The sequence below is a fragment of the Azohydromonas sediminis genome (assembly GCF_003574675.1).
GTDB lineage: Bacteria > Pseudomonadota > Gammaproteobacteria > Burkholderiales > Burkholderiaceae_C > Calidifontimicrobium > Calidifontimicrobium sediminis.
Genome location: NZ_QOAZ01000006.1, coordinates 1 through 25,853 on the forward strand (window position 1 = coordinate 1; position 25,853 = coordinate 25,853).

General features: G+C 72.4%; 25 protein-coding genes. 20 read left to right on the top strand and 5 right to left on the bottom strand.

The annotated features are described in order from the left end of the window. Positions 1-207: 207 nt before the first annotated feature. From DRV96_RS04975 to DRV96_RS04995, 5 genes are all read right to left on the bottom strand, one after another. Entirely contained in the window at positions 208-1,128 is a 921-nt protein-coding gene (locus tag DRV96_RS04975) for an ABC transporter permease (RefSeq protein ID WP_119288441.1), read from the bottom strand. Then, positions 1,125-2,210 (bottom strand): ABC transporter permease, encoded by a 1,086-nt coding sequence (locus DRV96_RS04980; protein ID WP_119288443.1) that lies wholly within the window; start codon positions 2,208-2,210, stop codon positions 1,125-1,127. Before DRV96_RS04980 ends, DRV96_RS04975 begins: the two co-directional genes overlap by 4 nt. Further along, a complete protein-coding gene (locus DRV96_RS04985; protein WP_119288445.1) occupies positions 2,203-3,753 on the bottom strand; it encodes an ABC transporter ATP-binding protein in 1,551 nt (516 codons plus the stop codon). Before DRV96_RS04985 ends, DRV96_RS04980 begins: the two co-directional genes overlap by 8 nt. A gap of 64 nt (positions 3,754-3,817) precedes the next feature. Further along, complete coding sequence (gene guaD / locus DRV96_RS04990) at positions 3,818-5,125, bottom strand: guanine deaminase (protein WP_235823289.1); 1,308 nt, start codon at positions 5,123-5,125, stop codon at positions 3,818-3,820. Beyond that, positions 5,122-6,087, bottom strand: coding sequence for a LysR family transcriptional regulator (locus DRV96_RS04995; protein WP_119288447.1), 966 nt, complete (start codon positions 6,085-6,087; stop codon positions 5,122-5,124). The genes guaD and DRV96_RS04995 overlap by 4 nt, the downstream gene beginning before the upstream one ends. 95 nt (positions 6,088-6,182) lie before the next feature. Here DRV96_RS04995 and xdhA point away from each other — a divergent pair, with 95 nt between their 5' ends. The 20 genes from xdhA to DRV96_RS05095 all read left to right on the top strand — a co-directional run bounded on the left by xdhA (position 6,183) and on the right by DRV96_RS05095 (position 25,850). Then, complete coding sequence (gene xdhA, locus DRV96_RS05000) at positions 6,183-7,736, top strand: xanthine dehydrogenase small subunit (protein WP_119288449.1); 1,554 nt, start codon at positions 6,183-6,185, stop codon at positions 7,734-7,736. A 16-nt stretch (positions 7,737-7,752) separates the two neighbouring features. Next, positions 7,753-10,170, top strand: coding sequence for a xanthine dehydrogenase molybdopterin binding subunit (gene xdhB, locus DRV96_RS05005; protein ID WP_119288451.1), 2,418 nt, complete (start codon positions 7,753-7,755; stop codon positions 10,168-10,170). Further along, complete coding sequence (gene xdhC, locus DRV96_RS05010) at positions 10,167-10,976, top strand: xanthine dehydrogenase accessory protein XdhC (RefSeq protein ID WP_119288453.1); 810 nt, start codon at positions 10,167-10,169, stop codon at positions 10,974-10,976. Before xdhB ends, xdhC begins: the two co-directional genes overlap by 4 nt. Positions 10,977-11,015: 39 nt before the next feature. Next, complete coding sequence (locus DRV96_RS05015; RefSeq protein ID WP_119288687.1) at positions 11,016-11,921, top strand: LysR family transcriptional regulator; 906 nt, start codon at positions 11,016-11,018, stop codon at positions 11,919-11,921. 27 nt (positions 11,922-11,948) lie between these two features. Continuing rightward, complete coding sequence (locus DRV96_RS05020; protein WP_119288455.1) at positions 11,949-13,229, top strand: LysR family transcriptional regulator; 1,281 nt, start codon at positions 11,949-11,951, stop codon at positions 13,227-13,229. 86 nt (positions 13,230-13,315) lie between these two features. After that, on the top strand, positions 13,316-14,488 hold the full coding sequence (locus DRV96_RS05025; RefSeq protein WP_119288457.1) for an ABC transporter substrate-binding protein: 1,173 nt from the start codon (positions 13,316-13,318) through the stop codon (positions 14,486-14,488). Between the two features lie 92 nt (positions 14,489-14,580). Next, positions 14,581-15,447: a branched-chain amino acid ABC transporter permease gene (locus tag DRV96_RS05030; protein WP_119288459.1), complete on the top strand. Its 867-nt coding sequence runs from the start codon at positions 14,581-14,583 to the stop codon at positions 15,445-15,447. Next, complete coding sequence (locus DRV96_RS05035; RefSeq protein WP_119288461.1) at positions 15,444-16,409, top strand: branched-chain amino acid ABC transporter permease; 966 nt, start codon at positions 15,444-15,446, stop codon at positions 16,407-16,409. Before DRV96_RS05030 ends, DRV96_RS05035 begins: the two co-directional genes overlap by 4 nt. Beyond that, positions 16,406-17,182 (top strand): ABC transporter ATP-binding protein, encoded by a 777-nt coding sequence (locus DRV96_RS05040; RefSeq protein ID WP_119288689.1) that lies wholly within the window; start codon positions 16,406-16,408, stop codon positions 17,180-17,182. The genes DRV96_RS05035 and DRV96_RS05040 overlap by 4 nt, the downstream gene beginning before the upstream one ends. After that, the gene (locus DRV96_RS05045) at positions 17,179-17,916 is read left to right on the top strand and encodes an ABC transporter ATP-binding protein (protein ID WP_119288463.1); all 738 of its coding nucleotides are present in this window, start codon (positions 17,179-17,181) and stop codon (positions 17,914-17,916) included. Before DRV96_RS05040 ends, DRV96_RS05045 begins: the two co-directional genes overlap by 4 nt. A gap of 4 nt (positions 17,917-17,920) precedes the next feature. Further along, positions 17,921-18,646 (top strand): alpha/beta fold hydrolase, encoded by a 726-nt coding sequence (locus DRV96_RS05050; RefSeq protein ID WP_119288465.1) that lies wholly within the window; start codon positions 17,921-17,923, stop codon positions 18,644-18,646. A gap of 27 nt (positions 18,647-18,673) precedes the next feature. Next, entirely contained in the window at positions 18,674-19,105 is a 432-nt protein-coding gene (locus DRV96_RS05055) for a nuclear transport factor 2 family protein (RefSeq protein ID WP_235823290.1), read from the top strand. Positions 19,106-19,257: 152 nt separating this feature from the next. Further along, entirely contained in the window at positions 19,258-19,947 is a 690-nt protein-coding gene (locus DRV96_RS05060; protein ID WP_235823291.1) for a substrate-binding domain-containing protein, read from the top strand. Between the two features lie 22 nt (positions 19,948-19,969). Further along, a complete protein-coding gene (locus tag DRV96_RS05065; protein WP_119288467.1) occupies positions 19,970-20,995 on the top strand; it encodes an amidohydrolase family protein in 1,026 nt (341 codons plus the stop codon). A gap of 18 nt (positions 20,996-21,013) precedes the next feature. Then, on the top strand, positions 21,014-21,697 hold the full coding sequence (ligK, locus tag DRV96_RS05070; RefSeq protein WP_119288469.1) for a 4-carboxy-4-hydroxy-2-oxoadipate aldolase/oxaloacetate decarboxylase: 684 nt from the start codon (positions 21,014-21,016) through the stop codon (positions 21,695-21,697). Further along, a complete protein-coding gene (locus tag DRV96_RS05075) occupies positions 21,697-22,623 on the top strand; it encodes an NAD(P)-dependent oxidoreductase (RefSeq protein ID WP_119288471.1) in 927 nt (308 codons plus the stop codon). The genes ligK and DRV96_RS05075 overlap by 1 nt, the downstream gene beginning before the upstream one ends. Positions 22,624-22,627: 4 nt before the next feature. Further along, positions 22,628-23,560 (top strand): amidohydrolase family protein, encoded by a 933-nt coding sequence (locus DRV96_RS05080; protein WP_119288473.1) that lies wholly within the window; start codon positions 22,628-22,630, stop codon positions 23,558-23,560. 5 nt (positions 23,561-23,565) lie between these two features. Further along, entirely contained in the window at positions 23,566-24,009 is a 444-nt protein-coding gene (gene ligA / locus DRV96_RS05085; RefSeq protein WP_119288476.1) for a protocatechuate 4,5-dioxygenase subunit alpha, read from the top strand. Between the two features lie 10 nt (positions 24,010-24,019). Then, the gene (locus DRV96_RS05090; protein ID WP_119288478.1) at positions 24,020-24,883 is read left to right on the top strand and encodes a class III extradiol dioxygenase subunit beta; all 864 of its coding nucleotides are present in this window, start codon (positions 24,020-24,022) and stop codon (positions 24,881-24,883) included. Between the two features lies 1 nt (position 24,884). Then, positions 24,885-25,850 (top strand): Gfo/Idh/MocA family oxidoreductase, encoded by a 966-nt coding sequence (locus tag DRV96_RS05095; protein WP_119288481.1) that lies wholly within the window; start codon positions 24,885-24,887, stop codon positions 25,848-25,850. The last annotated feature ends 3 nt before the right edge of the window (positions 25,851-25,853 follow it).

Consider the following 25,853-nt stretch of genomic DNA (forward strand, 5'->3'; position numbering starts at 1 on the left):
CGCCGCACCCTCGTCCCAGCGCACGTGCATGCGCCCGCCCAGCGTGTCCACCACCTGCGGCGCGCCGGCCGCCACTTCGGCCGCCAGGGCCACCTCGCGCATGCGTTGTTTGCTCTCACCCATCGGGTGAGTGTGCCAAGACCCGTCAAAGCCGCGCCAGTGCTCGCTTAGCGCGCGATGACGGACGGTGAACTGCTGGATTCAGGATTATGAGCCGGCGTGGAAGGGCCTCCCGAGCGATGCGGGCATGTTGACGCGGATCCACAGCGGGTTGCGGCTGATCAGCGCGAGCACGACGATCGTCGCCAGGTACGGCAGCATCGCGAGCAGCTGGCTCGCGACCTGCACGCCCATGCCCTGCAGCGAGAACTGCAGCATCGTGACGCCGCCGAACAGGTAGGCCCCCAGCAGCACGCGCCCCGGGCGCCAGGTCGCGAACGTCGTCAGCGCCAGCGCGATCCAGCCGCGCCCGGCCACCAGTCCCTCGACCCACAACGGTGCGTAGACGACCGACAGGAAGGCGCCGGCGACGCCGCACAGTGCACCACCCGCCGTCACGGCGGCCAGCCGGATCCAGCGCACGCGGTAGCCGAGCGCGTGCGCCGACTCGGGCGACTCGCCGACCGCGCGCAGCACGAGGCCGGCGCGGCTGCGGTAGAGGAACCACGCCACCGCCACCGCGAGCGCGATCGCGACATAGGCCATCGGGTGCTGCTTGAACAGCGCATCGCCGACGAACGGCAGGTCCGACAGCCCCGGCACCGCGAAGGACTCGCGCGCACCGAGCGTCTTGCCGACGAACTCCTTGCCGACGAAGGCCGAGAAGCCGGCGCCGAACAGGCTCAGCGCGAGTCCGGTCGCGTACTGGTTCGTGTTGAGCCAGATCGCGAGCACGCCGAAGCACACCGCGAGCACCGCGCCCGCAGCCGCGCCGGCGGCGAACGCGACCCAGTCGTTGCCCGTCGTCAACGCCACCGCGAAGCCGGTGACCGCGGCCACCAGCATCATGCCTTCGGCGCCGAGGTTGAGCACGCCGGACTTCTCGTTGAGCAGCAGCCCCAAGCTCGCGAGCGCGAGCGGCGTGCCCGACGCGATCGTCGCGGCGACGAGCAGCGCGATCTCGTTCACGCCGACCTCCGCACCGCGCCCGCCCAGCGCACGCGGTACTGGATCAGCGTGTCGCACGCGAGCAGCAGGAACAGCAGCAGCCCCTGGAACACGCCCGACAGCGCGTTCGGCAGCCCCAGGCGCGACTGGCCGAGCTCGCCACCGATCAGCATCATCGACAGCAGCACGCCCGAGAACACGATACCCACCGGGTGCAGCCGCCCGACGAACGCGACGATGATCGCCGTGAAGCCGTAGCCGGTCGACACGTGCGGCGTCAGCTGCCGCAAGGGCCCGGCGACTTCCATCGCGCCGGCGAGCCCGGCCATCGCGCCCGACAGCAGCAGGGCCGTCCACAGCGCTGCGCGCGACGAGAAGCCCGCATAGCGCGCCGCCGCCGGCGCCAGCCCGCCAACTTGCAGCTGGTAGCCGCGCCACGAGCGGAACATGAAGACCCAGAACGCGAGCACGAGCACGAGTGCGACGACGACACCGACGTGGGCGCGGTAGCCGGTGACGAGCGCCGGCAGCCAGGTCGACGCGTCGAACGTCGGCGTCTGCGGGAAGTTGAAGCCCTTCGGGTCTTTCCACGGCCCGAACACGAGGTAGTTCAGCAGCTGCTGCGCGACGTAGACGAGCATCAGGCTGACGAGGATCTCGTTGGCGTTAAAGCGGTCGCGCAGCACGGCGGTGAGCGCGGCCCACGCGGCGCCACCGAGCACGCCGCCGGCGAGCACCAGCGGCGCGTAGACGCCGCGCGCGCCGGTCACGCCCTGCCCGTGCAGCCACAGCGCGACGCCGCCGCCGGCGATCGCGCCGAGCAGGAACTGGCCCTCGGCGCCGATGTTCCACACGTTGCTGCGAAAGCACACCGCGAGCCCCAACGCGCACAGCACGAGCGGCGTGGCCTTCAGCGCGACCTCGCTGACCGCGCGCGGGCCGTTCAGCGGCTCGACGAGGTAGATGCGCAGCCCTGCGACCGGATCCTTGCCGAGCCAGGTGAACAGCGCCGCCGCGATCACGGCGGTCAGCGCGAGCGCGACGAGCGGCGACAGCCACGCCATCGCCCGCGAGGGCTCGGCGCGCGCCTCGAGCCTAAGCATGCGCGGCCTCCCCGGCCGGCAGGTCCTCGCCGGCCATGCGCTTCGGCCCGCCGGGCCACAGCCCGCTCATCCACGCGCCGATCGTCTCGACCGTCGCGTCGCGCACCGCCACCGGCGGCGACACGCGTCCCTGCGCGATGACGACCAGCCGGTCGGCGATCTCGAACAGCTCGTCGAGCTCCTCGCTGACGACGAGCAGCGCGCAGCCGGCGTCGCGCAGCGCGAGCAGCGCCTGGCGGGTCTGCGCCGCCGCGCCGACGTCGACGCCCCAAGTCGGCTGCGCGACGATCAGGCACTTCGGCTGCGCGTCGATCTCGCGCCCGACGATGAACTTCTGCAGGTTGCCGCCCGACAGGCTGCGCGCCGGCGCGTCGGGGCCGCCGGCCTTGACGCCGAAGCGCTCGATCAGCCGCTGGGCCAGTGCGCGCATCGCGCGCTGGCGGATCCAGCCCGCGGCAGCGAGCGGCTCGGTGCGCGTGAGCAGTGTGTTCAGCGCGAGCGACAGCGTCGGCACCGCGCCGCGGCCGAGCCGCTCCTCGGGCACGAAGTGCAGCCCGAGCCGTCGCCGCGCGCGCGGGCCGGCGCGCGCGATGTCGCTGCCGAACAGCGTCACGCTGCCCGGCGCGGCACGCGGGTCTTCGCCCGACAGCGCCGCCATCAGCTCCTGCTGCCCGTTGCCCGAGACGCCGGCCACACCGACGATCTCGCCGGCGTGTACCGTCAGGTCGACGTCGCGCAGCTCGACGGCGAACGGCGACGACCGCGGCAGCGCGAGGCGCTGCACGCGCAGCACCGGCGCGCCGGTGTTCGCTGTGCGGTGCTGCAGCGGCGGCGGCTCGGCGCCGATCATCAGCCGGCTCAGGCTCGCGTTGGTCTCCTGCGCCGGGTCGACGACGCCGGTGACGCGGCCGCCGCGCAGCACGGTGCAGCGGTGGCACAGCGCGCGGATCTCGTCGAGCTTGTGGCTGATGTAGAGGATGCTGCAGCCGCGCTGCGCGAGCTGGCGCAGCGTGACGAACAACTTGTCGACCGCCTGCGGCGTCAGCACCGAGGTCGGCTCGTCGAGGATCAGCAGCTTCGGCTCGGTCAGCAGCGCGCGCACGATCTCGACGCGCTGGCGCTCGCCGACCGACAGGCTGTGCACCGGGCGCAGCGGGTGCACCTCGAGCCCGTAGGTGCCGGCCAGCTGCTCGATGCGGCGCGTGACCTCGGCCAGCGACATCGACTTGTCGAGCCCGAGCCACACGTTCTCGGCCGCGGTCAGCGTGTCGAACAGCGAGAAGTGCTGGTAGACCATGCTGATGCCGAGCTGCCTCGCCTGCGCGGGGCTGGCGACCTGCACCGGCCGGCCGTCGAAGCGCATCTCGCCGGCGTCGGGGCGCACGGCGCCGTAGACGATCTTCATCAGCGTGCTCTTGCCGGCGCCGTTCTCGCCGAGCACGGCGTGGATCTCGCCCGGCTCGACGCGCAGGTCCACCGCGTCGTTGGCGACGACGGCCGGGTAGGCCTTGCGGATGCCGCGCAGTTCCAGGCGCAGGGTCATGGTCGTCTCGGTCGGGGGATCGCTCGGGGCCAGGGTGCGCATTGTCGCCAGCGTCGCGGCGGCCTCAGTCGGCACGGGCGTGCTGCAGCCGCCCGCCGACGTAGGTGGCCACGAGGTTGCGCTCGTCGCCGAGCGTGATCCACGCGAACACGCGCTCGTGCAGCGTGCGCGCGAGCGCGTCGCGGTGTGTCGCGACCGGGCCGACCGCCCAGTCCCACACCGCGAGGTCGGCCATGCGGCCGGGCTCGAGCGAGCCGATCTCGTCGTCGAGACGCAGCGCGCGCGCCGCCCCGCGCGTGGCCGCGTACAGCGCCTTCCACGCCGTCAGCCGCACCCCCTGCAGCGCCTGGATCTGGTACGCGGCAGCCAGCGTGCGCAGCATCGACAGGCTCGTGCCGCCGCCGACGTCGCTGGCCAGCGTCACTGCGGCACCGGCGGCTTCGAGCGCGGTCCAGCGCAGCAGGCCGCTGCCGAGGAACAGGTTCGACGTCGGGCAGTGCGCGACCTGCGCGCCGGTGGCGGCGAGCAGCGCGCGGTCGGCGTCGTCGAGCCAGATGCCGTGCGCGAGCACCGTGCGTGGCCCGAGCAGCCCGTGGCGGTGGTAGACGTCGAGGTAGCTGCGCGCCTCGGGGAACAGCTCGGCGATCCACGCGACCTCGGCGCGGCTCTCGGCGACGTGCGTCTGCAGGTACACGCCCGGGTGCGCGGCGAGCAGCCGTCCGGCCATCGCGAGCTGTTCGCGCGTGCTCGTGGCGGCGAAGCGCACCGTCAGCGCATACGCGAGCCGCCCGCGGCCGTGCCAGCGCGCGATGCCGTCGAGGCAGTCGCGCTCGGCGCCGGCCACGTCGTCGGTCAGGCCCGCGGGCGCATGGCGGTCCATCAGCACCTTGCCGGCGATCATGCGCATGCCGCGGGCTTGGGCCGTCTCGAACAGCGCGTCGGCCGAGGCCTTGTGCACCGTCGGGAAGACGACGGCGGCCGTCGTGCCGTGCGCGAGCAGCGCGGCGACGAAGCGCTCGGCGCCGGCACGCGAGACCGCGGGGTCGGCGTAGCGCTGCTCGGCCGGGAACGTGTAGGTGTTCAGCCAGTCGAGCAGCTCGGTGCCGTAGCTCGCGATGACGTCGAGCTGCGGCATGTGCACGTGGGTGTCGACGAAGCCGGGCGTCACGAGCCGGCCACGGTGGTCGACGCGCGGCCAGCCGTCGCCCGGGTCGGCGCGCGTGCGCCCGGCGATGCGGCCGTCCTCGACGAGCAGCCACGCGTCGGCGTCGAAGCGCACCGCCGGCGTGTCGACGGCGCCGAACCCGGGGTCGTCGACGACGTCGAGCAGGTCGCCGCGGATCGCGAGCCGCTGCACCGCGCCGGCCGTCACGGCATGGCCCTCGCGCCCTGCGCCTGCAGCTCGCGCGCGAGCGTGCGCACCTGCTCGCGCAGCCAGCGCCCGGCCGCACTGGCGTGCGACAGGTCGTGCCACAGCTGGTAGTACACCAGCGGCGGGAACGCCACCGGGCAGCGCACGATGCGCACCGGGAACTGGCCGACGTAGCGGCTGCAGAACAGCCGCCCGGTGGTCAGCACCAGCCGCGAGCGCGCGACCATCAGCGGCACCAGCCCGAAGTGCGGGCTGCGCACCGCGACGTGCCGCGCCAGGCCCTGCGCGGCCAGGTGCTCGTCGATCACGCCGGGCGTGCCGGCGTGCAGCGGCGTCGGTGCGACGTGTTCGGCGGCGAGGTAGCGCTCGGCCGTCCAGCCGCGCGGGTTCGTCGCCGCCGGGTGGTCGGCCGCGACGAGGCAGACGACCTCGTCGGCGAGCAGCCGACCGAGGTGCAGCTCGCCGGGCGGGCGCAGCCAGTTGCCGATCACGAGGTCGATCTCGCCGTGCGCGAGCGCGTGGCGGTAATCGAACTCGCGCGACAGCGGCAGGATCTCGACGCGCGCGTCGGGCGCGTCGCGCTTGATCCGCGCGACGAGCTCGGGCAGGAACAGCGGGTCGAGGTAGTCGCTGGCGGCGATGCGAAACGTCAGCCGCGTCGTCGCCGGGTCGAACGCCAGCGCCGGCGTGCGCGCACCGAACAGCTGCTCGGCGTGCCGCAGCAGCGCCTCGGCCGGCGCGAGCAGCTCGAGCGCGACCGCGGTGGGCGCCATGCCGGTGCCCGAGCGCACCAGCAGCGGGTCGCCGACGAGCTCGCGCAGGCGCCTGAGCTGTGCGCTGACCTGCGGCTGCGTGGTGGCCAGCTTCAAGGCGGCCCGCGAGACGCTGCGCTCGGTGATCACGGTGTGCAAGACCCTGACGAGGTGGAGCTCGATCTTGTCGAAGGCGGCGCGCCCTGCCATACGTTCATTTCGATAGCCGATATTTCAATTCTGATATGGACAAACGGCGTCGGGGCAGTACCTTTGCAGCCACGCCCACCCCGCTCACCCGAGGCATGAACACCCGTCCGATCCGCTTCTTCCACCGCGGCGCCGTCGTCGAGGTCGACGGCCTGCCGCCGACGACGAGCGTGCTCGCGTGGCTGCGCGAGCACGCGCGCTGCACCGGCACCAAGGAAGGCTGCAACGAGGGCGACTGCGGCGCGTGCACCGTCGTCGTCGCCGAGCTCGCCGAGCGCGCCGACGCGGTCGGCACGCCGTCGGCGCGCGCGACCGTGGTCGGGGGCCTGAGCCTGCGCACCGTCAACGCGTGCATCCAGTTCCTGCCCACGCTCGACGGCAAGGCGCTGCTGACCGTCGAGGACCTGCAGCGCATCGCCGGCGGCGGCCTGCATCCGGTGCAGCAGGCGCTCGTCGAATGCCACGGCTCGCAGTGTGGCTTCTGCACGCCCGGCTTCGCGATGTCGCTAGCCGCCACCTACGAGCGCCACTGCGAACGCGGCACCGCGCCGACGCGCCAGCAGCTCGCCGACGACCTGGCGGGCAATCTGTGCCGCTGCACCGGCTACCGGCCGATCCTCGACGCCGGCCAGCGCATGCTCGAGCTGCCGCGGGTGCGGCTCGACACTGCGCCGATCGCGAGCGCGCTGCGCACGCTCGCCGCCGACCCGCCGCTCGCCTACGCGGCGCCCCACCCCGCCAACGGCCGCGTCGAGCGCTATCTCGCGCCGCGCAGCGTCGACGCGCTGGCCGCCGCCTACGCCGCCGAGCCGCAGGCGCGGCTGCTGGCCGGCAGCACCGACATCGGGCTGTGGGTCAACAAGCAGTTCCGCGACCTGCCGGTGCTGATCCACGTCGGCGCAGTCGACGCATTGAAGCGCATCGACGAGCACGACGGCGTGCTCGCGATCGGCGCCGCCGCGCCGCTGGAAGACGCCTGGGCGGCCCTGGCCGCGCGCATCCCGACGCTCACGGATGTGTGGCTGCGCTTCGCGTCGCCGCCGGTGCGCCACGCCGGCACGATGGGTGGCAACGTCGCCAACGGCTCGCCGATCGGCGACAGCGCGCCGGTGCTGATCGCGCTCGGCGCGCGCGTCGTGCTGCGCCGCGGCGACCGCCGGCGCACGCTCGCACTCGAGGATCTGTACGTCGACTACATGGTCAATCGCCTCGAGCCCGGCGAATTCGTCGAGACGATCGAGGTGCCGCTGCCGGCGCCGCCCACCGCGGTGCGCGCGTACAAGCTCAGCAAACGCTTCGACTGCGACATCTCGGCGGTGTGCGCGGGGCTCGCGGTGACGCTCGAGGGCGACCGCGTCGCCGACGCGCGCTTCGCGTTCGGCGGCATGGCCGCGATCGTCAAGCGCGCCGCGAACGCCGAAGCCGCGGTGCGCGGCCAGCCGTGGACCGAGGCCACGGTGCGCGCCGCGATGGGCGCGCTCGAGCGCGACTTCACGCCGCTGACCGACCTGCGCGGCAGCGCCGGCTACCGCATGCGCGCGTCGAAGAACCTGCTGCTGCGGCTGTGGCTCGAGACGCGCCCCGCGCAGCCGCTGCCGCCTTCGGCGACGCAGGTGTGGGCGACGATGCCGCACACCACAGCCGCCTGAGCCGGGAGACACGACGATGAACAAGCCCGTCGACCCCTTCCTCGAGGCGCCGCTCGCCGCGCCCTTCGTCGACCGCGCGGTGCACGCGGCACGCCGCCTCGACGCCGCGGCGGAGGCCAAGCGCCACGACGCCGGCGCGCGCGTGGGCGTCAGCCGCCCGCACGAATCGGCGCACCTGCACGTGGCCGGTGTCGCGACCTACGTCGACGACATCGCCGAGGTCGACGGCACGCTGCACGCCGCGCTCGGGCTGTCGCCGCTCGCGCACGGGCGGCTGAAGGCCGTCGACGTCGCGCGGCTGCGCGCGCAGCCCGGCGTCGTCGCGGTGCTGACGGCGGCCGACATCCCGGGCGTGAACGACTGCGGCCCGATCGTGCACGACGACCCGATCCTCGCCGACTGCGAGCTGAAATACCTCGGCCAGCCGGTGTTCGCGGTGATCGCGACCGACCGCGATCTCGCGCGCCGTGCCGCGGCGCTCGCGAAGGACGTGATCGACGCCGAGCCGCTGCCGCCGGTCCTCACGGCGCGCGAGGCGCACGCAGCGCGGCAGTACGTCGTGCCGCCGATGCAGCTCGCGCGCGGCGACGCGCACGCCGCCATCGCCGCCGTGCCGCACCGCCTGCAGGGCTCGTTCAGCCTCGGCGGCCAGGAGCAGTTCTATCTCGAGGGCCAGATCAGCTATGCGGTCCCGCAGGAGGACCGCACGTTGCTCGTGCACTGCTCGACACAGCACCCGAGCGAGATGCAGCACGTCGTCGCGCAGGCGCTGGGCTGGCACGCGCACCAGGTGCAGGTGCAGTGCCGGCGCATGGGCGGCGGCTTCGGCGGCAAGGAGTCGCAGTCGGCGCTGTTCGCCTGTGTGGCCGCGGTGGCGGCGGTGACGCTGCAGCGCCCGGTCAAGCTGCGCCTGGACCGCGACGACGACTTCCTCGTCACCGGACGGCGACACGGCTTCGAGTTCGACTGGGACGTCGGCTTCAACGACGACGGGCGCCTGCTCGGCGTCGACATGACGCTGATCGCCAACGCCGGCTGCAGCGCCGACCTGTCGCCGCCGGTGATGACGCGCGCGCTGTGCCATGTCGACAACGCGTACTGGCTGCCTCACGTCGACCTGCGCGGCTACTGCGCGAAGACGAACACGCAGAGCAACACCGCGTTCCGCGGCTTCGGCGGGCCGCAGGGGGCGCTCGCGATCGAGATGATCCTCGACAGCGTCGCGCGCCGGCTCGGCCGTGACCCGCTCGACGTGCGGCGCGCCAACTTCTACGGCGTCGGCGAGCGCAACGTGACGCCGTACGAGCAGATCGTCGAGGACAACGTGATCCACGACCTCGTCGCGCGGCTGGCCGCGCAGTGCGACTACGCGCGCCGCCGCGCCGAGATCGCGGCGTTCAACGCCGCGAGCCCGGTGCTCAAGCGCGGCCTCGCGTTGACACCGGTCAAGTTCGGCATCTCGTTCAACGTCGCGCACTACAACCAGGCCGGTGCGCTGGTGCACGTCTACACCGACGGCAGCGTCCTCGTGAACCACGGCGGCACCGAGATGGGCCAGGGGCTGAACACCAAGGTCGCGCAGGTCGTCGCGCACGAGCTCGGCGTCGGCTTCGAGCGCGTGCGCGTCACCGCCACCGACACGCAGAAGGTCGCCAACACGTCGGCCACCGCCGCGTCGACCGGCAGCGACCTCAACGGCAAGGCCGCGCAGGACGCGGCGCGGCGCATCCGCGAGCGCCTGGCGGCGCTGGTGGCCGCCAAGCACGGCGTCGAGCCGGCGAGCGTGCGCTTCGCCAACGACTTCGTCGAGGCAGGCGGCGTGCGGGTGCCATTCGAGGAAGTCGTGCACGAGGCCTACGTCGCGCGCGTGCAGCTGTGGAGCGATGGCTTCTACGCGACGCCCGGACTGCACTGGGACCGCGAGCGGCTCAAGGGCAAGCCGTTCTTCTACTTCGCGTACGGCGCGGCGGCGAGCGAAGTCGTCGTCGACACGCTGACCGGCGAATCGAAGCTGCTGCGCACCGACGTACTGCACGACGTCGGCACCTCGCTGAACCCGGCGGTCGACATCGGCCAGATCGAGGGCGCGTTCATCCAGGGCATGGGCTGGCTGACGATGGAAGAACTCGTCTGGCACCCGAAGACCGGGATGCTGACGACCCACGCGCCGAGCACGTACAAGATCCCGACCGCCAACGACTGCCCGCCGGTGTTCAACGTGCAGCTGTACGAGAACGCCAACGCGGCCGACAGCATCCACCGCAGCAAGGCGGTCGGCGAGCCACCGCTGCTGCTGGCGTTCTCGGTGCTGCTCGCGATCCGCGACGCGGTCTCGGCCGTCGGCGGCCACCGCGTCGACCCGCCGCTGCGCGCGCCGGCCACGCCCGAGGCGGTGCTCGACGCGATCGACGCCGTGCGCGCCGCCACGGCATGACGTTCGCCGCGCTGCGCGCCACCGCGCAGGCCTGGCTGGACAGCGGCCGGCCGGCGATGGAGGTGCAGGTGCTCAAACACCGCGGCTCGGTACCGCGCGAGGCCGGCACGCGCATGCTGGTGGCCGCCGACGCGGTGGCCGGCACGGTCGGCGGCGGCCACCTCGAGTGGCTGGCGATCGAGCGCGCGCGGCGGCAGCTGGCCGAAGGCGCGACCGCGGTCGACGACTGGGCCGTCGCGCTCGGGCCCTCGCTCGGCCAGTGCTGCGGCGGCGCGCTCGTGCTGCGCACGCAGCCGCTGACCGCCGCGTCGCTCGCTGCGTGGCCCGAACCGCGGCCGCGCTTCGTGCTGCAGCTGTACGGCGCCGGCCACGTCGGCCGCGCGATCGTGCGGCTGCTCGAAGGCATCGACTGCCGCGTGCAGTGGATCGACGAGCGCGAGGCCGAATTCCCGCCCGACCCGCTGCCCGAGCACGTGACGAAGCTGTGCGTCGAGCCGGTCGAGGCCGAGGTCGACGCAGCACCACCGGGCACGTGCTACCTCGTGCTGACGCACAGCCACGACCTCGACCTGCGCATCACCGAGGCGATCCTGCGGCGCGGCGACTTCGCCTACTGCGGGCTGATCGGCTCGAAGACCAAGCGCGCGCGTTTCATCCACCGCTTCGAGCAGCGCGGCGTGCCGGCGGCGGCGATCGCACGGCTGACCTGCCCGATCGGCGTGCCCGGCATCGCCGGCAAGGAGCCCGAAGTGCTCGCGATCGCGGTCGTCGCGCAGCTGCTGCAGGTCACGGGCGCCGCCGACTAAGATCGGCGCCGCGTGCGGCCGCCGCCGCCGCGCGTGTCGATGAACCTCAAGCAGCTCGAATACTTCGTCCGCGTCGCCGAACTCGGCAGCTTCAGCAAGGCATCGCGCGTGCTCGGCGTCGCCCAGCCGGCACTGAGCCGGCAGGTGCGCGCGCTCGAGACCGACCTGCGCGAGACGCTGCTGCTGCGCGACGGCCGCGGCGTGCGCATGACGCAGGCCGGCCAGCGCCTGTTCGAGCACAGCATCGGCATCCTGCAGCTCGTCGCGCGTGCACGCGAGGACATCGCGGCCAGCCGCGACGAGCCCAGCGGGCGCATCGTCGTCGGCATGCCGCCGAGCATCGCGCGGCGGCTGACGCTGCCGCTGGTCGAGGCCTTCGCCGCCCGGCTGCCGCGCGCGCGGCTGGCGATCGTCGAGGGCCTGTCGGCGCACATCGCCGAGTGGACCGTCACCGGCCGCGTCGACGTCGGCGTGCTCTACGACCCCGAGCCGCAGCCCGGCCTCGAGACGGTGCCGCTGTTCGAGGAGCCGCTCGCACTGATCGAGCGCGGCAGCGCGCGCGCCCGCCGCACCGCGGCGACGGTGCCGCTGCACGAGCTGTCGCGCCACCCGCTGATCCTGCCCGAGCGCGCCCACACCTTCCGCAAGCTGCTCGAGACGCAGGCCGCGCACGCCGGCATCAAGCTCGACATCGCGTGGGAGGTGTCGGGCGTGCCGATCATCATCGACCTGGTCTGCGCCGGTCACGGCTGCGCCGTGCTGACGCCCAACGCCGTGTCGGCGTGGCCGCGCGGCGCCGAGCTCGTCGTGCGCCCGATCGTCGAGCCGGCGCTGCGCACCGTGCTCAGCATCGCGACGTCGTCGCGGCGGCGGCCCACGCCGCTGGGCACGCGCGTGATCGCGCTGCTGCGCGAACTCGCGCAGCGCATGGCGCCGGCGCGCTGACCGGCGGCGCCACGCAGCCGACCGCCGATGGACCTCGCCCCGCTGCTGCGCAAGCTGCGCGCCGTGCAGGCGGTGGCCGCGGCCGGCAGCACCGTCGACGCCGCGCAAGGACTGCACGCGTCGCAGTCGTCGGTCGTGCGCGCGGTCAGGGACGCCGAAGCGGCGCTCGGCGCCGCGCTGTTCGAGCGCTCGTCGCGCGGCATGGTCCCGACCGCCGTCGGCCGGCTCGTCGCGCAGCGCGTCGCGCGCGCGCTCGAGCTGATCGCGCAGGCCGACGCACACGCGACACGAGCGCCGCGCAGCCCGTGGCCCGCCCTCGCGTGGCAGCGCAGCCGGCTCGCGTCCGGGATCGGGCACCGGCACGTGCGCACCTTCCTCGCGCTCGTCGACGGCGGCAGCGAATCGCGTGCGTCGCAGGCGCTCGGCGTGAGCCAGTCGGCGGTGCACCAGACGCTGGCACAGGCCGAGCACCTGGCCGGCGAGCCGCTGTTCTACCGCGCGCGTGCCGGCCTGCGACTGAACGACGCGGGCCAGGCGCTGCTGAAGGCGGTCAAGCTGATGCTCGCCGAGCTGGCCCACGCAGCCGACGACATCGCCAGCGCGCAAGGCACGATGCGCGGGCGCGCCGTGATCGGCACGCTGCCGTTCTCGACCGGCCTGTTCGTGCCGCGCGCGCTCGACCGCGTGCTGGCCAGCCACCCCGACCTCGAAGTCACCGTCGTCGACGGCACCTACGCGACGCTGCTGCACCAGCTGCGCTACGCCGAGATCGACGTCATCGTCGGCGCGCTGCGCGACCCGCCGCCGGCCGACGACGTGCGGCAGGAAACACTCTTCGACGACCGCCTGGCCGTCGTCGCGCGCCGCGGCCATCCGCTGGCCGGGCGCGCGCCGCTGCGCCTGCGCGACCTCGCTCGCCGTGCCTGGGTGCTGCCGATGCCGGGTACGCCGGCGCAGGCCGCGTTCGACCAGGCCTTCGCCGCCGAAGGGCTCGCCGCGCCACAGGAGCGGCTGCGCGTCAACAGCACGATGATGATGCAGGCCCTGCTATACGACAGCGACCGCGTCGCGCTGATGTCGCCGCGCCACCTCGAGCGCGAAATCGCCGCCGGGCTGCTGACGGTGCTGCCGGTCGTCGTGCAGCACGCACCGCGGCTGATCGGCATGACCACGCGCGCCGACTACTTGCCGCCGCCCGGCATGCGCGTGCTGCTCGACAGCCTGCGCGCCGCCGCACGCGAGGTCGGCACTGCGGGGCAACCCGCACCGGCGCTCGCCCGCGGCGACTGGTATAAGCAGTCTGCATAGAATCGCCGCCGCTTCGCACTGGCGCGCGGCACGCGGCGCTGCCAAGCTCGCGGCCTCGCCACACACCGCCCTTCAGGAGACCTTCGATGCTCAAGCGAGCCTTTCTGACCAGCGTCGCCGCCGCCGTGCTGGCGATCGCAACGTCGTCCAGCGCCATCGCCCAGGACGACCGCTTCAAGATCGGTCTGATCCTGCCGCTGACGGGCCCGTTCGCGTCGACCGGCAAGCAGATCGAGACCGCCGCGCGCCTGTACATGGCGCAAAACGGCGACACGGTGGGCGGCAAGAAGGTCGAGCTGATCGTCAAGGACGACACCGGCGCGCCCGACGTCACCAAGCGCATCGCGCAAGAGCTGATCGTCAACGACAAGGTCAACGTGCTGGCCGGCTTCGGCCTGACGCCGTTGGCGTTCGCGACTGCGCCGATCGCGACGCAGGCCAAGACGCCGATGGTCGTGATGGCCGCCGCCACCTCCAGCGTCACCGAGGCGTCGCCGTACATCGTGCGCACCAGCTTCACGGTGCCGCAGGTCGTCACCGCGCTCGCCGACTGGGCCGCGAAGAACAACATCAAGCGCGTCGTCAGCCTGGTGACCGACTACGCGCCGGGCGTCGACTCGGAGAAGTACTTCAGCGACCGCTTCGTGCTCAACGGCGGCACCGTCGTCGAGAAGCTGCGCGTGCCGCTGCGCAGCCCGGACTTCGCGCCGTTCCTGCAGCGCGTGCGCGACGCCAAGCCCGACGCGCTGTTCGCATTCGTGCCGTCGGGCCAGGGTTCGGCGCTGATGAAGCAGTTCGCCGAGCGCGGGCTCGACAAGGCCGGCATCCGCCTGATCGCCGAAGGCAGCGTGACCGACGACGACATCCTCAACGGCATGGGCGACGTCGCGCTCGGCGTCGTCACCGCGCACCACTACTCGGCGGCGCACGACTCGCCGCTGAACAAGAAGTTCGTCGAGGCTTTCGCGAAGGCCAGCGGTGGCGGGCGCCCGAACTTCATGGGCGTCGGCGGCTACGACGGCATGCGCGTGATCTACGAGGCGGCCAAGGCGACCAAGGGCGGGCGCGGCGACGCACTGCTCAACGCGATGAAGGGCCAGATCTTCGAGAGCCCGCGCGGGCCGATGTTCATCGACGCGCAGACGCGCGACGTCGTGCACAACGTCTACCTGCGCCGCGTCGAGAAGATCGACGGCCAGCTCTGGAACAAGGAGTTCGAGACGATCAAGGACGTGAAGGACCCGGGCAAGTCCCGCTGAGTCCGGCGTCCGGCCGTCCCCGCGTGCGCGCGGACGGCGCGCCGATGTCCCCCCTGCTGCGTGCTGGCGGCCCCGCCGGCGGCGCCTGATCCATGTTGACGATCCTGTTCGACGGCATCGCCTACGGGATGCTGCTGTTCATCCTCGCGATCGGCCTGTCGGTGACGATGGGGTTGATGAACTTCATCAACCTCGCGCACGGCGCCTTCGCGATGCTCGGCGGCTACGTGACCGTCGTCGCGATGCGCAGCCACGACGTGCCCTTCGTCGCCGCGCTGGGCCTCGCGTTCGTCGTGCCGGCCGTCGTCGGCGCGGTGCTCGAGCGCACGCTGTACCGGCCGATGTACGGCCGCCCGCACCTCGACCAGGTGCTGTTCACGATCGGGCTCGTCTTCATGGCGGTCGCGGCCACCGATTACTTCATGGGCGCGCAGCAGCAGATCGTGCAGCTGCCCGACTGGCTGCGCGGACGCACCGAGCTGTTCGACGGCGCGCTCGGCATGGGGCACTACCGCCTGTTCATCATCGCGGTGTGCGCGCTGCTGACGGTGGCGCTGCAGCTCGCGCTGACGCGCACGCGCTTCGGCAGCCGGCTGCGCGCCAGCGTCGACGACTCGCGCGTCGCTGGCGGGCTGGGCATCAACGTGAACCAGATCTTCGCGATCACGTTCGCGGTCGGCTCGGGGCTGGCCGGCATCGGCGGCGCGCTCGGTGCCGAGGTGCTCGGGCTCGAGCCGACGTTCCCGCTGAAGTTCATGGTCTATTTCCTGATCGTCGTTGCCGTCGGCGGCACGTCGTCGATCGCCGCGCAGTTCGGCGCCGCGCTGCTGCTGGGCATCGCCGACGTCGCCGGCAAGTACTACATCCCGAAGCTCGGCGCCTTCGTCGTCTACTCGCTGATGATCGCGATCCTGGTCTGGCGCCCGCAGGGCCTGTTCACGCGCGGGGCCGCGCGATGACGACGACGCTGCGGCCGTCGAGCGCGCGCTGGCGCGCGTGGGAACCCGTCGTGTGGCTGGTAGCGTTCGCGCTGCCGGCGCTGGTGCCCAGCCATTCGCTCATCGTCAGCGAGATTGCGATCGTCGCGCTGTTCGCGATCTCGCTCGACCTCGTGCTCGGCTACGCCGGCATCGTCTCGCTCGGTCACGCGGCGTTCTTCGGCTTCGGCGCCTACAGCGCGGCGCTGTTCGCGAAGCACCTGTCGCCCGACCCCCTGCTCGGACTGGCGGTGGGCACCGGCGCGGCGCTGCTGCTCGGGCTGCTGTGCGCGGCGACGATCATCCGCGGCAACGACCTGACGCGGCTGATGGTCACGCTGGGCACGTCGCTGATCCTGTGGGAGCTGGCCAACCGGCTCGATGGGCTGACCGGCGGCGCCGACGGCCTGCAAGGCGTCGTGATGGGGCCGGTGCTCGGTCGCTTCGAATTCGACCTCTACGGCCAGACCGCAGCGTGGTACTCGCTGGCGGTGCTGTTCGCGCTGTTCGTGTTCGCGCGGCAGCTCGTGCACTCGCCGTTCGGCGCGACGCTCAAGGCCGTGCGCGACAACCGGCTGCGCGCGATGGCCATCGGCATCCCGGTCACGCAGCGGCTCGTCGTCGTCTACACCGTGGCCGCCGGCATGGCCGGCGCGGCCGGCAGCCTGCTCGCGCAGACCACCGGCTTCGCGTCGCTCGAAGTGTTCGGCATCGAGCGCTCGGCCGACGTGCTGCTGATGCTGGTCATCGGCGGCGTCGGCTGGCTGTACGGTGGCATCGCCGGCGCGATCGTCTTCAAGCTGCTGCACGACGTGATCGCCGACATCACGCCGCAGTACTGGACGTTCTGGATCGGGCTGTTCCTCGTCGTGCTGATGCTCGTCGGCCGCGACCGCCTGCTCAAGCCCTGGACGCGGTGGTCGCGCAAGGGGGCGACGCGATGAGTGCGACCTTGGCCCAGGACCGCCGCACCGTGCTGCGCTGCGAGGGGCTGGTCAAGCGCTTCGGTGGCATCACGGCCACCGACCACGTGACGCTGGCCGTCGAGGCGGGCGCGCGCCACGCGCTGATCGGCCCCAACGGCGCCGGCAAGACGACGCTGATCAACCTGCTGACTGGCGTGCTGCCGCCCACCGAGGGCCGCATCGAGCTCGAGGGCACCGACATCACGACGCTGGCGCCGCACGAGCGCGTGGGCCGCGGGCTGGTGCGCACGTTCCAGATCAACCAGCTGTTCGCGTCGATGACGCCGCGCGAGACGCTGGCGCTCGTCGTCGCGCAGCGCCGCGGCCGCGGCGCGCGCTGGTGGCGCCCGCTCGACCGCGACGCCGACGTGATGCAGCGCGCCGAGCAGCTGCTCGCGCAGTTCCACCTCGCCGAGAGCGCCGACCGGCGCACCGAGCACCTGGCCTACGGCAAGCGCCGGCTGCTCGAGATCGCGATCGCGCTGGCCTGCGAGCCGCGCGTGCTGCTGCTCGACGAGCCGGTCGCGGGCGTGCCGCCGGGCGAGCGCGAGGAGCTGCTGCACACGGTGGCGAACCTGCCGCGCGACGTCTCGGTGCTGCTGATCGAGCACGACATGGACCTGGTATTCGGCTTCGCCGAGCGCATCACGGTGCTCGTCAACGGCGGCGTGCTGACCGAGGGCACGCCCGACGCGATCGCCGCCGACCCGCGGGTGCGCGAGGTCTACCTCGGCCACGGAGCGCAGGCATGAGCGAACTGCTGCGCGTCGAAGGGCTGCGCGCCGGCTACGGCGAGGCCGTCGTGCTCGACGGCGTCGACGTCGCGCTGCCCGAGGGCCACACGCTGGCGCTGCTCGGGCGCAACGGTACCGGCAAAACGACGCTGATCAACACGCTGGTCGGCGTGACGACGCACCACGGCGGGCGCATCGTGCTCGGCGGGCGCGAGGTGCAGCGCCTGCCGTCGCACGCGCGTGCCGCGGCCGGGCTCGGCTGGGTGCCGCAGGAGCGCAACATCTTCAAGTCGCTGACGGTGCACGAGAACCTCACCGCCGTCGCGCGCCCCGCGACACACGGCCGCGCGGCGCGCCCGTGGACGCCCGAGCGCGTCTACGAGATGTTCCCGCGCCTGGCCGAGCGCCGCGGCAACCTGGGCACGCAGCTGTCGGGCGGCGAGCAGCAGATGCTCGCCGTGGGCCGCGCGCTGGTGCTCAACCCGCGGCTGCTGCTGCTCGACGAGCCGCTCGAGGGGCTGGCGCCGATCATCGTCGAGGAGCTGCTGCGCGCGATCCGCCGCATCACGCGCGACGAAGGCGTGTCGGCGATCATCGTCGAGCAGCACCCGCAGGCCATCCTCGCGATCAGCGACCACGCCGTCGTGCTCGACCAGGGCCGCGTCGTGCACGCCGACCGCGCCGACGCGCTGGCCGCCGACACCGAGCGGCTGCACCGCCTGCTTGGCGTCGCCGGCGCCAAGGAGCACTGACGCGATGGCCGCCGACCTCGTCCTCGTGCCCGGCCTGATGTGCGACGCGGCGGTGTGGGAGCCGCTGCTGCCGTCGCTGTCGGCGGTGGCCACGTGCCACGTCGTCGACCACGGCGACGCCGACGACCTCGCGCTGATGGCGCGCCGCCTGCTCGACGCCGCGCCGCCGCGCTTCGCGCTGGCCGGCCACTCGATGGGCGGTCGCGTCGCGCTCGAGGTGATGCGGCAGGCCCCCGAGCGCGTCGAGCGTCTGGCGCTGCTCGACACCGGCTACCGCGCGCGCGCCGCCGGTGCCGCCGGCGACGAGGAAGCGCGCAAGCGCCAGGCGCTGCTCGACGTCGCGCGCACGCAGGGCGTGCGCGCGATGGCGCAGCGCTGGGTGCAGGACATGGTGCACCCGGCGCGGCTGGCCGACGCCGCGCTGATCGAGCGCATCGTTGCGATGTTCGAGCGCAAGAGCGCCGACACGTTCGCGCGCCAGATCCGCGCGCTGCTCGAGCGCCCCGACGCGACCGACGTGCTGCGCCGCGTGCGCGTGCCCACGCTCGTGATGTGCGGCCGCGCCGACGGCTGGGCGCCCGTGTCGCAGCACGAGGAGATCGCCGCGCTGCTGCCGGCCGGCGTCGCGATGCTGCGCGTCGTCGACGACGCCGGCCACATGAGCACGATGGAGCGTCCGAGCGCGGTGGCCGACGTGATGCTCGAGTGGCTGGCCGCGCCCGCGCGCTGACGCCTTCCCACCGAAAGGAGATCGCCCATGGACGCACAGCAACTGGCGGCCGCGCAGGCCTGCCGCGACGTCGTCGTCGCCAGCGCGCACGCGGTCGACGCGCGCGACTTCGACGCCTTCGCCGCGCTGTTCACCGACGACGCCGTCCTCGTGCGCCCCAACGGCGACGCGCTGCACGGCCGCGCCGCGATCCTCGCCGCCTACCGCCAGCGCGACCCGGCGCGGCTGACACGGCACGTGATCGGCAGCCACGCGGTCGAGCTGGTCGACGCGAACACGGCGCGCTCGCGCTGCTACGTCGTCGTCTGGGGCGGCGACGCCAACGACGCGCCGACGCCGCAGGGCCGGCCGGCCGACGCGACGCAGATGGTCGGCGAGTTCGCCGACGAGCTGGTGCGCACCGCCGCCGGCTGGCGCATCCGCCGCCGCGACGCGAGCTTCGCGCTGTTCCGCCGCTGAGGTGGCACGCGGCGGCATCGGGCCATGCCACGGCGACATAGCAGGTATCTGCAGCCATGCCTCGACGGCAATAGTCGGCCGTCCCACAATCGCTCGCTCCTGGCGCGTCAGCCCCGCGCCGTGCCGACCCGCCCCTTGACCCCCGTCCGCTGATGACCCCCGCGATCACCGGCATCTCGTCGATGGCCACCCGCCAGGTGCTGGCCGAACTGGCCGCCGCGTACCGTGCGCGCACCGGCGTCGCCATCGAGATCGAGTCCGTCGGCGGCGTCGATGCGGCCAAGCGCGTGGCGGCCGGCGAGCCGTTCGACGTCGTCGTGCTCGCGTCCGACGCGATCGCGAAGCTCGAAGCCGCCGGCGCCATCGTGCCCGGCAGTGCGACGCCGCTCGTGCGCTCGGCGGTCGCGATCGCGGTGCGCGCGGGTGCCCCGGCGCCCGACGTCGGCAGCGAGGAGGCGCTCCAGCGCGCCGTGCTCGCCGCGCGGACGATCGGCTACTCGACGGGCCCGAGCGGCACCGCGCTGCTGCAGCTGTTCGAGCGCTGGGGCGTGGCCGACGCGCTGCGCGCGCGCGTCGTGCAGGCGCCGCCGGGTGTGCCGGTGGGCACGCTGGTCGCGCGCGGCGACGTCGAGCTCGGCTTCCAACAGTACAGCGAGCTGATGAACGTCGACGGCATCCAGGTGCTGGGCACGATGCCGCCGGGCACCGAGATCGTCACCGTCTTCACCGGCGCGGTGTGCACCGCGTCGAGGCAGCCCGACGCGGTGCGCGCGCTGCTCGACTTCATGCGCTCGCCCGCGGCTGCCGACGCGAAGCGCCGCCACGGCATGGAACCGGCGTGACCCCTTTCCCACGGAGCCCCCGATGATCATCGACTGCCACGGCCACTACACGACGGCGCCCAAGGCGCTCGAGACCTGGCGCAACCAGCAGATCGCCGGCATCAAGGACCCGGCCGTGATGCCGAAGGCCGCCGACCTGCGCATCTCCGACGACGAGATCCGCGAGTCGATCGAGACGAACCAGCTCGCGAAGATGCGCGAGCGCGGCAGCGACCTGACGATCTTCAGCCCGCGCGCGAGCTTCATGGCGCACCACATCGGCGACGTCGCGGTCAGCTCGACGTGGGCCGCGATCTGCAACGAGCTGGTCCACCGCGTCGCGACGCTGTTTCCCGACCACTTCATCGGCTGCGCGATGCTGCCGCAGTCGCCCGGCGTCGACCCGGCGACCTGCATCCCCGAGCTCGAGAAGTGCGTCAAGGAGTACGGCTTCGTCGCGATCAACCTGAACCCCGACCCGTCGGGCGGGCATTGGACGAGCCCGCCGCTGACCGACCGCCACTGGTACCCGATCTACGAGAAGATGGTCGAGTACGACATCCCGGCGATGATCCACGTCAGCACGTCGTGCAACGCGTGCTTCCACACCACCGGCGCGCACTACATCAACGCCGACACGACGGCGGTGATGCAGCTGATCCAGGGCGACCTGTTCAAGGACTTCCCGACGCTGCGCTTCGTGATCCCGCACGGCGGCGGCGCGGCGCCGTACCACTGGGGCCGCTACCGCGGCCTCGCGCAGGAGCTGAAGAAGCCGCTGCTCGCGGACCACCTGCTCGGCAACGTGTTCTTCGACACCTGCGTCTACCACCAGCCCGGCATCGACCTGCTGACGCGCGTGATCCCGATCGACAACATCCTGTTCGCCAGCGAGATGATCGGCGCGGTGCGCGGCATCGACCCCGAGACGGGCCACCACTTCGACGACACCAAGCGCTACATCGAGGCCGCCCGGATCGACCCCGAGGCGCGCCACAAGATCTACGAGGGCAACGCGCGCCGCGTCTACCCGCGGCTCGACGCCGCGCTGAAGGCGCGCGGCCTCTGACCACGAGGACCAACCACCATGTACCAACTCGGCATCGTCAAGCGCCACATCACGCGCGCCGACCCGGCCGCCGTCGAGGCGCTGTCGCGCTTCGGGGTGGCCACCGTCCACGAGGCGATGGGCCGCGTCGGCCTGATGCAGCCGTACATGCGCCCGATCTACGGTGGCGCGCACCTGTGCGGCACCGCCGTCACCGTGCTGCTGCACCCGGGCGACAACTGGATGATGCACGTCGTCGCCGAGCAGATCCGCCCGGGCGACGTGGTCGTCGCCGCCGTCACCGCCGAGTGCACCGACGGCTTCTTCGGCGACCTGCTCGCGACGTCGTTCCGCGCCCAGGGCGCCAAGGGCCTCGTGATCGACGCCGGCGTGCGCGACGTGAAGGACCTGACCGCGATGCAGTTCCCGGTGTGGAGCAAGGCGATCAGCGCCAAGGGCACGATCAAGGCCACGCTCGGCTCGGTCAACGTGCCGGTCGTGTGCGCCGGCGCGCTCGTCCAGCCGGGCGACGTCGTGCTCGCCGACGACGACGGCGTCGTCGTCGTGCCGGCCGCGCTCGCCGCGCAGACCGCCGAAGCCGCGGCCAAGCGCGAGGCCAGCGAGGCCGACAAGCGCGAGAAGCTGGCCGCCGGCGTGCTCGGGCTGGACATGTACAACATGCGCCCGGCGCTCGAGAAGGCCGGCCTGAAGTACGTCGACTGATGGACGCGGACGCCAAGCGCTGGCGCGTCGGCCTCGTCGGCTACGGCGAGGTCGGCCGCATCGTCGCCGAGGACCTGCGTGTGCAGGGCGTCGCCGTCGCCGCGTACGACGTCAAGCTCGACGACGCGCGCGGCAACGCGATGCGCGGCCACGCGGCCGAACACGGCGTCGTGCTCGCGGCGTCGCACGCGGCGCTGGCCGCGCAGTGCGACCTCGTGATCTCGGCCGTCACCGCAAGCCAGGCCGTTGCGGTCGCGCGGGCCATCGCCCCGGCGCTGCGCGCCGGCACCTTCGTGCTCGACCTCAACTCGGCCTCGCCCGGCGCCAAGATCGACGCTGCACGCACCGTCGACGCCGCGGGCGGCCGCTACGTCGAGGGCGCCGTGATGACGTCGGTGCCGCCGTACCGCATCAAGGTGCCGACGATCCTCGGCGGCCCGCACGCGGCCGCGCTCGCGCCGGCGCTCGCGGCGCTGGGCTTCGCCGGCTGCAAGGTCGGCAGCGACCGGCTCGGCGTCGCGTCGGCGTCGAAGATGTGCCGCAGCGTGATGATCAAGGGCCTCGAGGCGATGGTCATCGAGAGCTTCACGACGGCGCGCCACTACGGCGTCGAGGACGCCGTGATCGCGTCGCTGCACGAAACCTTCCCCGGCATCGACTGGGAGAAGCAGGCGGCCTACTTCTTCCAGCGCGTCATCGAGCACGGGCGCCGCCGCGCCGAAGAGATGCGCGAAGTCGCGCAGACGGTACGCGAGGCCGGGCTCGAGCCGTGGTCGGCCGCCGGCACCGCCGAGCGCCAGGCCTGGGTCGCCGATGCGGCCGACGCCGGCTGGTTCGGTGTGCGTGGCACACCGGGCTTTGCGCGCAGCGCCGACTGGCGCACCGAAGCCGACCGCATCCTCGCCCACCTGAAGCCGAAGGACTGAGACGATGAGCAAGCCCACGACGGGCCCGTTCGAGAAGACCCCCGGCTGGCTCGACTGGTTCGACGGCCCGAGCCAGCCGCAGTTCAGGCTGCCGGCCGGCGCGGTCGACGCGCACTGCCACGTGTTCGGCCCCGGCGCCGTGTTCCCGTACGCGCCCGAGCGCAAGTACACGCCGTGCGACGCCAGCAAGGAGCAGCTGTTCGCGCTGCGCGACCACCTCGGCTTCGCGCGCAACGTGATCGTGCAGGCCACGTGCCACGGCGCCGACAACCGCGCGCTCGTCGACGCCTGCCTCGCATCGAACGGCAGGGCGCGCGGCGTGGCCACGGTGCGGCGCAGCGTGACCGACGACGAGCTGCAGCGGCTGCACGCGGCCGGCGTGCGCGGCGTGCGCTTCAACTTCGTCAAGCGGCTCGTCGACTTCACGCCGAAGGACGAGCTGATGGAGATCGCCGCGCGCATCGCCCGGCTCGACTGGCACGTCGTCGTCTACTTCGAGGCGCCCGACCTGCCCGAGCTGTGGGACTTCTTCACCGCACTGCCGACCACCGTCGTCGTCGACCACATGGGCCGGCCCGACGTGTCCAAGCCGGTCGACGGTCCCGAGTTCGCGCTGTTCCTGAAGTTCATGCGCGAGCACCCGAACGTGTGGAGCAAGGTCAGCTGCCCCGAGCGCCTTTCCAAGAGCGGTCCACCGGCGCTGCATGGCGAGCGTGCCCCCTACCGCGACGTCGTGCCGTTCGCGCGCCGCATCGTCGAGACCTTCCCCGACCGCGTGCTGTGGGGCACCGACTGGCCGCACCCGAACCTGAAGGACCACATGCCCGACGACGGGCTGCTGGTCGACTTCATCCCGCACATCGCGCCCACGCCCGAACTGCAGCGCAAGCTGCTGGTCGACAACCCGATGCGCCTGTACTGGCCCGAGGAGGTCTGAGCCCCATGGCCCTGCAAAAACCGTATCTCGACATCCCCGGCACGACGATCTTCGACGCCGACCAGTCGCGCAAGGGCTACTGGCTCAACCAGTTCTGCATGAGCCTGATGAAGCCCGAAAACCGCGCGCGCTACCTGGCCGACCGCCGCGCCTACCTCGACGAGTGGCCGATGACCGAGGAGCAGAAGCAGGCCGTGCTCGACGGCGACCTCAACCGCTGCATCGCGCTCGGCGGCAACATCTACTTCCTCGCCAAGATCGGCTCGACGCACGGCAAGAGCTTCCAGCAGATGGCCGGCTCGATGACCGGCATGACCGAAGCCGAGTACCGCGACATGATGATCGCCGGCGGACGCTCGCCCGAGGGCAACCGCTTCCTCGGCGAGGACGGCGACGCCCAGCCGCAGCACCAGCCGCAGGGCCACGGCAGCGGCCGCCTGTTCGACTGAAAGGACCCCGATGGCCCGCATCACCGCCTCCGTCTACACCTCGCACGTGCCGGCCATCGGCGCGGCGCTCGACCTCGGCAAGACCGGCGAGCCGTACTGGCAGAAGGTCTTCGCCGGCTACGAGTTCTCGAAGCAGTGGCTGAAGGAGCACCGCCCCGACGTCGTGTTCCTCGTCTACAACGACCACGCGACCGCGTTCAGCCTCGAAATCATCCCCACCTTCGCGATCGGAACCGCCGCCGAGTACGCGGTCGCCGACGAGGGCTGGGGCCCGCGGCCGGTGCCCAAGGTCGTCGGCCACCCGGAACTGGCCAGCCACATCGCGCAGAGCGTGATCCAGGACGACTTCGACCTGACGATCGTCAACAAGATGGACGTCGACCACGGTCTGACGGTGCCGCTGTCGCTGATGTGCGGCAAGCTCGACCCGGTGAAGGACGCGTGGCCGTTCAAGGTGGTCCCGTTCGCGGTCAACGTCGTGCAGTACCCGGTGCCGTCGGGGCGGCGCTGCTTCGCGCTCGGCCAGGCGATCCGCAAGGCCGTCGAGAGCTACGACGAGGACCTCAACGTGCAGATCTGGGGCACCGGCGGCATGAGCCACCAGCTGCAGGGCGCGCGCGCCGGGCTGATCAACAAGGAGTGGGACAACCGCTTCCTCGACCGCCTGATCGACGACCCCGCGGGCCTCGCGCAGGTGCCGCACATCGAGTACGTGCGCGAGGCCGGCAGCGAGGGCATCGAGCTCGTGATGTGGCTGATCGCGCGCGGCGCGATGGCCGACGTGGCCGGCGGCCCGAAGCCGAAGGTCGCACACCGCTTCTATCACGTGCCGGCGAGCAACACGGCCGTCGGCCACCTGATCCTGGAGAACTGACATGACCCTCAACGTGGCGCTGGCCGGTGCCGGTGCGTTCGGCATCAAGCATCTGGACGGCATCAAGAACATCCCCGACGTCAAGGTCGTCTCCGTCGTCGGCCGCGAGCTGGCCAAGACGCAGGAGGTCGCCGACAAGTACGGCATCCCGCACGTCGCGACCGACCTCGCCGAGAGCCTGAAGATCAAGGAGGTCGACGCCGTCATCCTGTGCACGCCGACGCAGCTGCACGCCGCGCAGGCGCTGGCGTGCCTCGACGCGGGCAAGCACGTGCAGGTCGAGATCCCGCTGTGCGACCGCCTCGCCGACGGCGAGCAGGTCGTGCAGCGGCAGAAGGAGACCGGGCTGGTCGCGATGTGCGGCCACACGCGGCGCTTCAACCCGAGCCACCAGTGGGTGCGCCGCAAGATCGTCGCCGGCGAGTTCCACATCCAGCAGATGGACGTGCAGACCTACTTCTTCCGCCGCACGAACACCAACGCGCTCGGCCAGCCGCGCAGCTGGACCGACCACCTGCTGTGGCACCACGCGGCGCACACGGTCGACCTCTTCGCGTACCAGACGATGAGCCCGATCGTGAAGGCCAACGCGATCCAGGGCCCGATCCACCCGACGCTGGGCATCGCGATGGACATGTCGATCCAGCTCAAGGCGGCCAACGGCGCGATCTGCACGCTGAGCCTGTCGTTCAACAACGACGGGCCGCTGGGCACCTTCTTCCGCTACATCGGCGACAGCGGCACCTACATCGCGCGCTACGACGACCTCGTGCAGTCGCACAGCAAGGGTCCCGAGACGCCGGTGGACGTCTCGGGCGTGGACGTCTCGATGAACGGCATCGAACTGCAGGACCGCGAGTTCTTCGCCGCGATCCGCGAGCGGCGCGAGCCCAACGCGAGCGTCGCGCAGGTGCTGCCGTGCTACCAGGTGCTGCACCAGCTCGAGCAGCAGCTCGCGGCCGACTGAGCG